At 65.2% G+C, this 13,425-nt stretch carries 8 protein-coding genes; all 8 read right to left on the reverse strand.

Annotated features, from left to right (window positions below; translation table 11 throughout):
- Nucleotides 1–5: 5 nt before the first annotated feature.
- Nucleotides 6–2,780 (reverse strand): malto-oligosyltrehalose synthase, encoded by a 2,775-nt coding sequence (locus ABOC32_RS12800; protein ID WP_426811275.1) that lies wholly within the window; start codon nt 2,778–2,780, stop codon nt 6–8.
- The gene (gene malQ, locus ABOC32_RS12805; RefSeq protein WP_426811276.1) at nt 2,777–4,846 is read right to left on the reverse strand and encodes a 4-alpha-glucanotransferase; all 2,070 of its coding nucleotides are present in this window, start codon (nt 4,844–4,846) and stop codon (nt 2,777–2,779) included. Before malQ ends, ABOC32_RS12800 begins: the two co-directional genes overlap by 4 nt.
- Nucleotides 4,843–6,585 (reverse strand): malto-oligosyltrehalose trehalohydrolase, encoded by a 1,743-nt coding sequence (treZ, locus tag ABOC32_RS12810; protein WP_426811277.1) that lies wholly within the window; start codon nt 6,583–6,585, stop codon nt 4,843–4,845. Before treZ ends, malQ begins: the two co-directional genes overlap by 4 nt.
- 14 nt (nt 6,586–6,599) lie before the next feature.
- The gene (gene glgA / locus ABOC32_RS12815) at nt 6,600–8,159 is read right to left on the reverse strand and encodes a glycogen synthase GlgA (protein WP_426811278.1); all 1,560 of its coding nucleotides are present in this window, start codon (nt 8,157–8,159) and stop codon (nt 6,600–6,602) included.
- Between the two features lie 526 nt (nt 8,160–8,685).
- Nucleotides 8,686–9,516, reverse strand: a complete 831-nt coding sequence (locus tag ABOC32_RS12820) for an alpha/beta hydrolase (RefSeq protein ID WP_426811279.1) — start codon at nt 9,514–9,516, stop codon at nt 8,686–8,688.
- A 13-nt stretch (nt 9,517–9,529) separates the two neighbouring features.
- A complete protein-coding gene (locus ABOC32_RS12825) occupies nt 9,530–11,857 on the reverse strand; it encodes a TonB-dependent siderophore receptor (protein WP_426811280.1) in 2,328 nt (775 codons plus the stop codon).
- 64 nt (nt 11,858–11,921) lie between these two features.
- Entirely contained in the window at nt 11,922–12,851 is a 930-nt protein-coding gene (locus ABOC32_RS12830) for a DUF4880 domain-containing protein (RefSeq protein ID WP_426811281.1), read from the reverse strand.
- The gene (locus ABOC32_RS12835; protein ID WP_426811282.1) at nt 12,848–13,357 is read right to left on the reverse strand and encodes a sigma-70 family RNA polymerase sigma factor; all 510 of its coding nucleotides are present in this window, start codon (nt 13,355–13,357) and stop codon (nt 12,848–12,850) included. The genes ABOC32_RS12830 and ABOC32_RS12835 overlap by 4 nt, the downstream gene beginning before the upstream one ends.
- Nucleotides 13,358–13,425: the final 68 nt, after the last annotated feature.

The following is a 13,425-nucleotide window of genomic DNA, read 5'->3' on the forward strand; positions in this document are numbered from 1 at the left end:
GATGCTCAAGATTGTTGTATCAACACGTTGACCGGAAACTCCGCCAGCACAGCACTCAACATCAACTCCTTGGAAGAGCTGACCGCCGCGCAGGGGAAAAGTCCCGTCGAGTTGGCAGGTGACAAGGCAAACGGCAATACCAGCCGGGTGTCGTCCCAGTTCTGTGCCGGGATCAACGGTGTAGCGCTGCCACCGAGCAGGGTACTGGCCAGGCGTGGCGCGACGATGACGGCCCGCTCGCCGTCGCCCAACCGGGCAAAGGCGATCACCTTGTCAGCGTGTTTGCCCAGTACGGTCAGCGGCAGGTAGGCGCCACGGCGAAACAGCTCGGCGTGGGCCTGGCGGCAGTCCAGCACCCGGGCGATCAGGGCCTGCTTGATGCGGCCATCGTGCCAGTGCGCCAGCAGCTCGGCTGGCGGCGTGGCGTCGTCCAGGGTGCGACGCCTCACAGCGTAGTCCACGGCGCGGCGGTTGTCCGGGTCGACCAGGCTGAAGTCCCAGTACTCGTTGCCCTGATACAGGTCGGGCACGCCGGGTGTGGTCATGCGCAGCAGGGCCTGCACCAGGCCATTGAGGGCGCCGGGGCAGGTGAGCAGTTGCGCGGCATCTGCCACGGATTTGCGCAGTTGCGCGTTCTCGTTGTCCAGCAGCAGGCCATCGATGTAGCGGGCACAGGCGCCTTCGTAGGCCTCGTTCGGCGCGCTCCAGCTGCTGCGCAACTTGGCTTCGCGCAGGGCCTTCTGCTGCCATTGGCGAATACGCTCGGCGTACTGGCGCAGGGCGTTGTCGTCGTGCAGGTCGAGGCCCAGCGGCCAACTGCCAAGCAGGGTTTGCAACAACATCAGCTCGTCGCCGGGGCTGGGTGCCAGGCCATCGTCCAGCTGCGCGCGCAGCGGCTCGGCCAGTTCACGCCAGTGTTCCACCCGGCTGGCCAGCCACGGCCCGCGTTCGCTGAGCACGGCCAGGCGTGCGCGGGTGTCTTCGCCGCGCTTGTGATCATGGGTAGCGGTGGCCAGCAGGTTGTCGGGGAAGTCGCGCAGGCGCCGCTGGGCTTCGTTATGGAAGTGCATGGGTGGGGCGCTGAAATGCTCGGCTTCGAAGCCCACGTCGTTGCGCGACAGCAGCCGGGCACTGCGGTAAAAGGCGGTGTCTTCCACGGCTTTGGCGGCGCTGGGCGCGGTCAGTTGCTGGAAGCGCACACAGGCGTGGCGCAACTGCTTGCGGGCCCGGCCCGGTGGCAAATGCCGCCAGGCTTGCCCGCCCAGCCATTGCTCAAGGTGGTCCAGCAGCGGCCAGTCGGCTTCGCCGAGGTCGTGCCGGGCGTTGGCCAGCGCCTGCTGGAAAAACCCTTCGTCTTCAGCCGGGCGCCCGCAGGCATTGAAATAGGTGCGGTACACCGGGTAATGCGTCACCAGTGCCTGCAAGGCCCGGCGAATCGCCCCCAGGGTCAGGTCGCGGGTCATCAGGTCGTTGCGGGCTACCTGCAGCAGCGCCTGGGCCACCGATTCGCAGTCACCGGCCAGGCTGGCATTCAGCACAAGGTGACGCGCCTGCCTCACTTCCTCAGGGAAGTCCGGCCGCTCGGTGACATTCGCCCACAGCTCGGTCAGCGGCGTTTCGCCGGCGGGGTCATGCTGCAGCAGCGAGACTTGGTTCATGAATTCGTAGCCGGTGGTGCCGTCGGTGAGCCAGTCGCGGTGCAGGTGCTCGCCGGCGCCGAGGATTTTCTCCACGTAGATCGGGAAGTGCTCCAGGGCGGCCTGCAAAGGCCGCTGCGCCAACAGGCCATCCACCCGACGGCGCAGCTTGCGGCAGTAGCCACGCGGGTCGGCCAGGCCGTCGATATGGTCGATGCGCAGGCCGTCCACCAGGCCTCGCTCGATCAGCTCGAACAGCTTGGCATGGGTGGCCTCGAACACCGCGGCGCGCTCCACCCTCAGGCCACCGAGTTCGTTGATGTCGAAGAAGCGCCGCCAGTTGATGTCGTCGGCAGCGGTGCGCCAGCTGGCCAGGCGGTAGGTCTGGCGCTCCAGCAGCAGGTGCAGGCGCTTGAGGCCATTGTCGGCGCGGCTGTCGAATGCCACCAGCGCCGATTCCAGGTCGGCCCCTTCGCGCACCAGGCGTGCCAGTTCGGTATGCAGGGGGAGGGCATCGTCCAGCGCGGTGGTCGATTCGGCCAATGCCGTGAAGTGCTCGGCCAGGGCCTTGAGTGCCGGCTCCGGGCTGAGGGCGAGAATCCACCCATAGTCGACCGGGCAAACCGGGAAGCGGTGATCGTAATGGGCGATTTGCAGCGTGCCGTGCTGTTTGTCGAATTCAAGCGGTATCTCGCCATTCTTCAGGGCTACGCCATAGTCGCTGCCAAGGAACGGCAGAAGCAGTTGGCCGGCCAGCAGCGGGTCGCTGGAGTGCCACTGGATGTCGAAGAACTCCGCATACGGGCTGCGCCGGCCCCAGGCCAGCAGGCTTTGCCACCAGGGGTTGTCGGCACCGCCCACGGCCATGTGGTTGGACACGGTGTCGAGGATCAGCCCCATGCCGTGCTGGCGCAGGGCGGCGACCAGCCGCTCCAGTGCCGCCTCGCCGCCAAGCTCGGGGTTGACGCAGGTTGGGTCGACCACATCGTAGCCGTGGCGCGAGCCAGCGCGGGCCTTGAGGATGGGCGAGGCATACAGGTGGCTGATACCCAGCTGGGCGAAGTACGGGACCAGCGGTACGGCGTGATCAAGGGTGAAGTCGCTGTGAAACTGCAGGCGCAGCGTGGCGGTCAGTGGCTTCATCGGTCACGCTCCCAGGCTTGTTCGCGGGCCTGGGCCAGCAGTTCCAGTCGTCGTGCGGCCTCTTCGTCATCGAGCAGTTCTGCCACCGGCCGAGTGAAGCGCCGCCGCCAGTTGGGGTGGCCGCTGGTGGTCCCCGGCAGGTTGGGTTGTTCGTCGCAGCCCAGCAGGTCTTCGAGCGGCACCAGGACCAGCGGCGCACGGGTGTGGCCAACGAAGCGGATGGCGGCGTCGATCACTGCGTCGTTGTCCTTCAACGGGCCGTAGTTGGCCTCCAAGGTGCGGCGCAGGCCGTCGTGTTCTATTTGGCGACCTTGGCGCCAGTGTAGTTCGGTGGCCGTGTCGATCAGTTGCAAGCGGTGGCTCCAGTCGATATCGCGGTTTTCCAGCCAGCCGGCCAGCGGTGCCAGGTCGTGGGTGCCGGTGGTGGCCAGGGCGTTGTTCGGCCAGTCCAGAATCGGCTTGAACTGGCCCGGTTGGGTCTGTTCGAAGGGCAGCACGCGCATGCCCAGCACGGCCTTGTCGGCCAGTGTTTCGCGCAGGCCGTCGGGCACGGTGCCCAGGTCCTCACCGAGGATGATTGCCTGGTGGCGTACCGACTCCAGTGCCAGCAGGCGCAACAGGTCGTCCAGCGGGTAATTGAGGTAGGCGCCTTCGCTGGGTTTGGCACCCTGCGGGATCAGCCACAGCCGGCGCAGGCCCATCACATGGTCGATGCGCAAGCCACCGGCATGGGCCAGGTTGGCCCGCAGCATCTCGATGAAGGCGCGGTAGCCGTTGCGCTTGAGGCCTTCGGGCGAGAACGCACAGATGCCCCAGTCCTGCCCGGCACGGTTGAGGATGTCGGGTGGCGCGCCTACTTTCAGGCCCGCCAACAGTTCGTCCTGGCGGCTCCATGCCTGGCTGCCGGCGCCGTCGGCACCCACTGCCAGGTCGGCGATCAGGCCCACTGCCATGCCATTGCCGCGGGCTGCTTCCTGGGCACGTTGCAGGCCGCGTTCGGTCAGCCATTGGCAGAAGGCATGGAACTCGACCTTGGCCGGGTAGGCATTGGCAAAGGCTTCCACTTCCGGGTGGTAGGGGTCGTGCCAGGCCTTGGGCCAGTTGCGCCAGTCGGCACCCAGGCCGTGCTCCACCGCCTGGGCTTGCAGCACCTCGAAGCGGCAGTGGTGCTCCAGCGCCTGGCCGCCGGCTTCACGGAAGCTGTCAAAATCGCTGCGCAGCGGGTGGTTGCCCTGGCTGAAGCCCTGGTACAGCGCTTCAAGCAGGCGCAGGCGGGCGCTGGCGGCCCGTGGCCAGTCGACCAGCGGGCGTTGCTCGAGTTCTTCCAGTTGTTGCTCCAGCCCGCAGGCTTCGATGGCCATGCGTACCTCCCGTTCGCCCAGCAGGGCGGCGGGGCTGGCGTACAGGGTGTTGAGCAACAGGCGGCTAGAGGGCGAGTAGGGGCTGTAGTGTTCCTGGTCGATGGCCGACAGCGCGTGGATCGGGCTGATGGCCAAGGCATCGGCGCCGCGCTCGGCAGCCGAGCGGGCGAGTTGCTCCAGGGCCAGGCAGTCGCCATAGCCGCCGTCGCCGGGGCGACGCAGGCTGTACAGCTGCACGGCCAGGCCCCAGCAGCGTGGTGGCGGCTGCTGCACCGTGTCTTCCAGGCTGTAGCAGCGGGGCGGAGCCACGGCCACGGTGAAGTGGCGGCTGTCGATTTCCACCTGGTGGTAGCCGATTGGCAACGCGCCGGGCAGGTGTGCCTGGTCGTCGAGTTTCAGGGTGAGTGAGGCGTGGTCTTCCAGGGTGCAGTGGGCGACGCTGGCGGCGCTGAAGTAGCGTGCCAGCGCCAGTGGCTGGCCCAGGTCGGCGGTCAGCAGGGGCGGCAGGTGTTCGCTGTCTTCGGCGGCTTCCACCGTGCGCAGGCTGGCGGCGATGGCGTCGTCGTCAGCGGCAGCGTGGCCCAGGCCTTCGAGAATGGTGCGCAGCACCTCGTCACTGACGCGCTGGGGCCGGGCATTGGCGTCGATCCAGTCGCGGCTCAACCCGACGCGGTTTGCCAAGCGGTGCAGGGCGGTTTCGCTCATGGGCGCTCCTGGTCAGGGGGAATCAGGCTGACCACGCAGCTGTACGCGGCCATTTGGGTATCTGGGTGTCGGGTGTCGCTGCTGTCGAACAGCCGGGTGGAGGCAGCGGGCAGCTCGACCGCCTGCTCAGTTGCCGCCAGGTTCAGGTCAATGCGCAGGGTATTGCCATCGCCCAGCCGCCAGCGTGCGGTTAGCGTTTTGTCGCCGTGCACCTCGGCGCCCAGCGCACGGCTGCCGGGCAGGTGCGGGATGACGTGGCGGCGGCGCAGGTCCAGCAGTTGCTGGTACAGGCCGTGCCAGCCGGCGATCACTTCCTTGTTTTGCGGGCGTGAAGACTCAAAGGTCTGTTCGGCATTGGGGTCAGGAATGTGCTCACGCTGCTCGGGGTCGGCAAATGCAGTGAAGTGGGCGAACTCGCCACGTCGGCCTTCGCGCACGGCGTCGGCCAACTGGTCATGGAAGTCGGTAAAGAATAGGAACGGCCGGCAGCTGCCGTCGTCGTCACCCATGAACAGCAGCGGAATCATCGGCGCCAGCAGCAGCAGGCCCGTGGCTGCACGCAGGGCCGGCGGCGGGCATAGGCGGGTCAGGCGTTCGCCAAGGGCGCGGTTGCCGACCTGGTCGTGGTTCTGCAGGAACAACACAAAGGCGCTGGGCGGCAGGTGCCCGCTGGGCTCGCCGCGTGGCGTGCCATGCCGGTTGGCCTGGCCCTGGAACACGAAACCCTCGCCAAGGCAGCGCGCCAGCTGGTCAATGGGGCGTTGCTGGTAGTCGGCGTAGTAGCCTTCGGTTTCGCCGGTCAGCAACACGTGCAAGGCATTGTGGCCGTCGTCGTTCCATTGCGCGTCGAAGCCTTGTTCCAGCAGGCCGGCCTGGTTGTGCTCATTCTCCAGCACCAGCCACACCTGGCGCCCCGGCTCGACGGCGGCCCGCACGCGTTGGGCCAGCTCGATCAGGAAATCGGGCTGGTCGATGGCATGCACGGCATCCAGGCGCAGGCCGTCGCAGCGGTAGTCGCACAGCCACATCAGGGCGTTCTGGATAAAGTACTCGCGCACCTGCGGGCGGCGGAAATCGATGGCCGCGCCCCAGGGCGTCTGGCGGTCTTCGCGGAAGAACGAGCTGGCGTACTGGTGCAGGTAATTGCCGTCGGGGCCGAAGTGGTTGTAGACCACGTCCACCAGCACCATCAGCCCTTCGCCGTGTGCCTGGTCGACCAGTGCGCACAGCTGTTCGGGGCTGCCGTAGGTGTTTTGTGGCGCGTAGGGCAACACGCCGTCGTAGCCCCAGTTGCGTTCGCCGGGGAACTGCCCCAGTGGCATCAGCTCAATGGCACTGATGCCCAGCTCGGCCAGGCGCGGCAGCTGGCGGGCAACCCCGGCGTAGCCATCGAGCAAACCGACATGCAGCTCCTGGATCACCGCTTCGTGCCACGGCCGGCCTTGCCAAGGGTGTTGCCAGTGGTAACCGGCCACATCCACCACCTGGCTCGGGCCCTGTACGCCGTCGGGCTGGTAGCGCGACGCCGGGTCGGCCACCTGCAATTCACCGTCGATACGGTAGTGGTAACGGTCACCGGCCTTGCACGGGGCCACGCCGGTGTACCAGCCATCGTCGTCGGGCAGCAGCTCGATGGCCGGCTGCTGCTCCAGTTCCACGCTCACGCTGCGCGCATCAGGTGCCCAGAGGGCGAAGCGCGCCGACGTGGCGTCCAGCAAGTGTGCGCCATGCCTGTGCATCTTCCAGCCCCCGCTCAGTAGTGGCTCAGTTGTGCCTGCTTGACCAGGTCCTCATAGAGGCGGGCGTAGGGTTCCACCGCCTGGCACCAGTTGAATGGCTGGGTCATCGACAGGCAGCGCATGGCGTTCAGCAGGTCTTTCTTGCCGTATACATAAAAGGCACGGCTGAGTGCCTCGCGGTAGCTTTCGACAGTCGATTCGTTGAACAGGAAACCTGTGACGCCGCACTCGATGGTGTCGGCCAGGCCGCCCGTGTTGCGCGCCACCGGCAACGAGCCGAAGCGTTGCGCGTACATCTGGCTGAGGCCGCAGGGCTCGTAGCGCGACGGCATCAGCAGGAAGTCGCTGCCGGCAAACATGCGCCGGGCATCGGTTTCGTTGAAGCCGATGCGCACGCCGATGCGGCCCGGGTGGCGCAGCGCCAGCTCGCGCATGGCCTGTTCCTCTTCCGGTTCGCCACGGCCGATGATCGCAATCTGTCCGCCTTGCTCGACGATGTAGTCAGCCACGCCCAAGGTCAGGTCCAGGCCCTTCTGGTACACCAGCCGCGACACCACGGCGAAAAGCGGGCCGTCAGAATCCTCCAGGCCGAACAGCTCGCGCACTTCATGGGTGTTGCGCGCCTTGCCTTCCCAGTCGTTGATGCTGAAGTTGTGCTGCAGGTGCTTGTCGGTGGCCGAGTCCCAGCTTTCATCGATGCCGTTGGGGATGCCGCCGAGCAGGCCTTGCTGGGCCTTGCTGGCGAGGAAGCCGTCCAGGCCGCAGCCGAATTCCGGGGTGGTGATTTCCCGGGCATAGGTGGCGCTGACCGTGGTGATGTGGCTGGAATACGCCAGGCCCGCCTTGAGGAACGACAGCTTGCCGTAGAACTCCATGCCTTCTTGTTGCATGGCGTGGTCGGGGATCGCCAGCTCCGGGCTGCAGCCCCGGCTGTACACACCCTGATAGGCCAGGTTGTGGATGGTGAACAGGGTCGGCGTATTCAGCCCGCGCCAGTGCATGTAGGCCGGGGCCAGGCCGGCGGGCCAGTCATGCGCGTGCACCACTTCTGGCGTCCAGTGGATCTTGCCTTCGCCAGCCGCGATCTCGGCGGCAGCCAGGCCCAGGCGGGCGAAGCGGATGTGGTTGTCGGGCCAGTCGCGGCCGTTGTTGGCACCATAGGGAGTGCCGTCGCGCTGGTACAGTTCGGGGCAGATCAGTACATAGATGACCAGGCCGTCGGCCATGTCCATGCGCCCGATCTTGCACGGCGGCAGGGCTGCGTGGCCGCCCAGTTCACCGACGATGTGGATCGGGTTGTCGCTCTCCATCACCTGGGGATACCCCGGGATCAGCACCCGTACATCGTGCAGGTGCGCCAGGGCACGGGGCAGGGCGGCGGACACGTCACCCAGGCCCCCGGTCTTGACCAGGTCTGCGATTTCCGAGGTGACGAACAGAATCTTGCGCATGTTCGGGTTTTGCTGGCGCTGGGCGCCGGGTGCCTTGCCTGTCGTGGCGAAATCCGGGGTAAGCGGCTCGCGGTTGTCCGGTTTGAATGAATCTACGTGAGGCTCGACAGCGGCACTGATCATACTTCTCTCCGTCCCTATGCTTGGCCGGGTGCTGGCACCCGTGGCGATGTTTCGTGTTGGTTCTCTCTGGTTCTGAATACTGCGTAGTGCGTTCCTTGCCCCTGAGTCGTGCGCGCAGGCACAGCGCTGTCGGCATTCCGGCCGAAGGCGATTGGACTGGTTGGGGTGTGTATGCCGAGCCTGGGTCTTTCCCCTGCGTTTGGCCTACTTAGTTCCTGACCTGCCGGCTTTCCTGAAAGTTCGACTTTTTTACGTCACTCTTCCATTGAGCAAATGGCGGGCCGAAAACCGAGTGTAGGAGAGAAAGTGATAAAAAGGTGACCCGCTGGTCACTATTGTTATGTGCGGAATAGACGCAAACGTTGGCGTTTGTGACCGGATATGAAATGGGGTGGGCGAAGGCAGTGCGGAGGCTTTTTCGGGGCGCGCTTTTTTATGGCTAACGGCGATGCAGTGCACTGTAATGGTGCGTCGGGTGGAGGGCTCTTCGCAGGTTCGTGGGCGCGAAGAGCCCGACGCAGGTGCCTTAGAACCTGCGGGTACTGATCAACTCATCCAGCACCCTGGCCGATACGCGAAACGGTATCGACATATGATCCTCGCCAGGCTCCACCTGGAAATCACTGCGCAATCCATACTGCGACAGCGCTTGCAGGCGCATCTGCAAGGCCCTTGCATCCTGTATTTCCTGTGGCATCTCGCGGTCGCCAATCAGCAGGGTGAGGCTGCTGTGGGTCAGGTCCAGCTTGCCGGCATGGGCTTTCTGGGTGAAGGCCCGTTCAGGCTCCATGAGGTAGCGGTCACGCCACCACAGGCTCGGGCTGATGGCGACCACATGCTGGAACAGCTGCGGCCGGGTGAACAGGGCGTATACCCCGAACATGCCACCAAACGAATGCCCGACCAGGCTGCGTTGGTCCTGGTCGACCTTGAAGCGTGCATTGACCTGGGGCATCAGTCGCTTTTCGATGAAATCGAGGAAAAGGTCCTGACCTCCTTGGGGCGGAGTGTTGCGTTCGGCCGGCTGGGGTGGCGACAGGTCGAACGCACGGCGCTCGAAGTCCAGGGGCGTGTCGCTTGGGTAGCCAATGGCAACCAGGATTGAGCCACGCAGGCGATCCTGTGCCCGCTTGGCAGCGTGGAGCGCAGGGAAGTAGGCGTTGCCGTCGAGCAGGTAGATGACCGGGTAGCCGCCGGTCCACGGTACATCACCTTCCGGCAGGCTGACCATGATGCGGTATTCGCGCCCTTCGGCGCTGTGCATCGTCCATTGTTCGGTGCCATCCAGGGCTACCGGGTTGGCATGGGCCAGGTTGGCGAGCAGCAGCGTACCCAGCCAGGCAAGTAGTGTGCGCATCTTCATTGCCCCCTTACCAGCGATAGCTCAGGCTGGTGACCACGCTGCGTGCTTCACCCCGGTAGCAGTAGCCCTGCTGGCAATTGATATAGCGCTTGTCGAACAGGTTGCGGGCGTTCAAGGCCAGGCGCACCCCGTCCAGGCTGCCGCCGAAGTCGTAGTGCACGCCGGCGTCTACCAGTGTGTAGCCTTCGTTTTTCACGGTGTTTTGTGCATCGCCATAGTTACTGCCGGTGTAACGCGCGCCGCCTGACACGCCCAGGCCCATCGGCAGGCGGTAGTCGAGCCACAGCGAGGCCAGGTGACGGGGTACGTTCAGCGGTTGCTTGCCTTCGTTGCCATCATTGCTCTTGGTCACTTCGGGGTCGTTGAAGCTGTAGCTGGCGGTCATCTTCAGGCGGTCGCTGAGATCGGACACGGCTTCCAGTTCCAGGCCTTTGGACACCTGCTCACCAGTGGCAATGCTTTTGAGCGGGTCGATTGGGTCGCGGGTCAGCACATTCTGCTGAGTCAGGTGGTACAACGACGCGGTGAGCATGGTCGCGGTGCCGGGCGGCTGGTACTTGAGGCCCACTTCGTATTGCTCGCCTTCGGTGGGTTCGTAGTTGCCACTGCTGGTTTGCGGCTGGAACGAGGTGGCATAGCTGGCGTAGGGCGCCAGGCCGTTGTCGAACAGGTAGAGCACACCGATCGAACCGGTGGTGGCCGAGTCGTTGTTCTTGCTGTTGAGGCCGCTCAAGTTGTCGCTGCGACGCACGTGTACCAAATCGCGGCGCAGGCCAGCCGACAGGCGCCAGCGGTCAAGGTCGATCTGGTCTTGCAGGTACAGGCCGGTGCGTTGCTCCAGGCCGTCTTCGTCAGCCAGCGGTGTGCCGGGTTTGGCGACGGGCTGGTGGTAGTCGGGGGCAAAGCGATCGATCGAGGGCCCGGGGCCCATGGCATACAGCAGCGAGGTGTCGAGCCAACCGTAGTCGACGCCGGTCAGCAGGGTGTGATGCAGCGCGCCTGTATCAAAGCGGCTGACCAGGCGGGTGTCGGCCGACAGGTAGGACATGTCCTCGTATACGCCAATGGCCCAGCGATCGAGGATGTGCCCTTCGCGCTCCTGATACGGTTGCATGTACTGGTTGGTGGTGTCGACCTGGCCATAACGCAGGTTCTGCTGGAAGGTAAAGGTATCGTTGAAGGTGTGCTCAAACTCGTAGCCGAACGTCCACTGGCGTTGCTCCAGCTTGTCGAAGTATTCGTCGCCTTGCCAGAAGTTGGTCAGGTGGTCGCCTTGCTGGTAAAGCATCGGTGAGCCGGCGGTTTCGCGTTCCTGATACTGCGCCAGCAGGGTCAGGCTGGTGTCCGGGTCGATCTGCCAGGTTAGCGAGGGGGCGATCAGGCGCACGTCGTTGTTCAATTGTTCGATGTAGTTTTCGGCATCGCGGTACACGCCGACCACGCGGTACAGCACGTCCCCCGATTCATCCAGCTTGCCCCCCAAGTCGAACTGGCCTTGCTGATGGTTATAGTTGCCCGCCTGCACTTGCACTTCGTTCTTGGCCAGCAGGCTGGGGCGCTTGCTGACCCGGTTGACCATGCCGCCGGGGCTGATCTGCCCGTACATCACTGACGATGGGCCCTTGAGCACTTCGATGCGCTCCAGGTTGTAGGCTTCGGTCTGGGGCAGTGAGAGCCAGCCGCTGCCGGGCTGCCGCAGGCCGTCGAGGAAGTCGGCACCGATGGTGGTTTCAAACCCGCGGATGCTGATCATGTCGAAACGAGGGTCCAGGCCCGAGGCCCCCACACGGACACCGGAGGTATAGGCAACGGCATCTTCCACGCGGTCCACCTTGCGGTCGGCGATCTGGTCGGCTGTGACCACGCTGATGCTTTGCGCCGTTTCCAGTATGGGCCGGTCGGTCTTGGTGGCACTACTGGCGTTGCTGGCGAAGTAGCCCTGCACCGGGGCGAAGGCGCTTTGTGCAGCGCTGGCGTCAATGCTGGTAGGGTCCAGTTGCAGGCCGGCGTCGCTGTGGCCAGGCAGCACCACATAACCTGAATCGGTCTTGTGCAGTTCCAGGCCGCTGCCGGTGAGCAGTTGGGCCAGGCCGTCCTCAAGCGAGCCGCCGCCGGCCAGCCCTGGGCTGTTGAGGCCACGCACAGCGTCGGGAGAGAACGACAGGGTAATCCCGGCGCGCTCGGCGAAGGTGCTCAAGGCCTGCCCTAGCGGGCCTGCCGGAATGCTCGGCGCGGTCGCTGAGGCAGCGTGTGCGCCGGCGGCGAGCAGGGTGAGCGCCAGGCACACGGCGCGAGACAAGGTACGGGAGGGCAACGGCAGGTTGGCAGGCAACATGAAGCGGTCCATTTGGGGAGTGATCACCCCAAACCGGATGAAGCTGAAAAGTCCGACAACATTTTTACGCTGCCGCCGACACGCGCACCCACCAGCGGGTACGTTGTTCAATCCGCACGGGCAGCAGGTGAGGAATGTTGCCTAGCAGCGTGGCCGGTTCGTCCAGCCGGAATACCCCGGAGAGCCGCAGGCCGGCGACCCCCGGGTCGCACTGTACCCAGCCACGACGGTAGCGCCCGGCTTCGGCAAGGAATGCGTCCAGGCGCATGTCGTTGACGACCAGCAGGCCACGCGCCCAGGCAAACGGGTCAAGTGCACCACTGGCGAGCTTTGCCAGCCGCTGCGGATAAAGGGCCAGACCGTTGCCGGCTACCACACGCTGCGTGCCTGAAGTGGCCCTGACCCGGACTTCACCGCTTTCGACGTGCAGCTCGCTGTAGCCGTCCCGCTCACGCAGCACTGCCCGAGCCTGGGCCGCCTCACAGACGCCATGTGCGCACCGCACATGCCAGCGGGTGCCGTCCACCAGCAACTCGCCGCTGCGCAGGCTTATTTCCCGGCCTTGTACGTCCATGGCGCTGTCGGTGTTCAATTGCAGTTGCAGGTCACCATCGATCAGCAATGGCCTGCGTTCGCCAACGTGGGTGGCAAAATCGCTGCGCCAAGCTGGCGGCGCAGTGCCGATCAATACGCTGGCGCTGCCGGCGGCCAGCCCCAGGCCCAGTAGCTTAAGGGTGCGGCGGCGGTTGAGGTCGACGTCGGCCTGGCGCAGCAGGGCGGTGGTATGGGTGGCGTCGGGCAGTTGGCTGTTGTGGAAATGCCCGCTGACCTGCTGCATGCGTTGCCAGGCCAGCTCATGCCGGGTGTCGCGCAGGCGCCATGCCTGGCATTGGCTGAAAAGCTCGGCGTTGCCCGGGTTGGCGCGCAGGCGCATCTGCCATTCGATGGCCGTGCGTACGATGGTGTCGGGTAGGCGCTCGGTCACAGTGCTCACTCGAAACACACCCGATAGCAGTGCAGCAGCGCATGGGCCACATGACGCTCTACGGTCCTGCTGGAAACGCCGAGCTGCTCGGCAACCTGGGTATGGGTCAGGCCGCCGAGCTGGTAAAGCAGAAAGGCTTCGCGTACGGCGGGCTTGAGGCCATCGAGCAACTGCGCGATGCGCTCCAGGCACTGCAACGCCTCAAGGCGGACCTCTGGCGAGGGGTAGTTGGCTTCAGGCAGCAGCGCCAAGGTTTGCAGGTAGGCCCGTTGCAGCGCGTCGCGCCGCCAGTGGTCGACCATCAGGCCTCGGGCGATACGCGCCAGCAGGGCGCGGGGCGCTTGGGCGCTGATGGGCTGGTTACGGGCCAGCAGCCTTACGAAGGTGTCTTGGGCCAGGTCGGCCGCTTGCTGGGAGCAGCCCAGGGTACGCTTCAGCCAGGCGAGCAGCCAATTGCGCTCGGTGTGGTAAAGCACCTCGAGCGGAATGATCGCATCCGTGTCATGCGTGGCCATGCAGCGCCCCTGGAGCAAGGTTGTGGGATAAAAGCGCGCACCATAAACGCGAATGGTTCCCAATTCAA

This window comes from Pseudomonas sp. WOUb67 (assembly GCF_050058005.1).
GTDB classification, from domain to species: Bacteria; Pseudomonadota; Gammaproteobacteria; order Pseudomonadales; family Pseudomonadaceae; genus Aquipseudomonas; species Aquipseudomonas putida_R.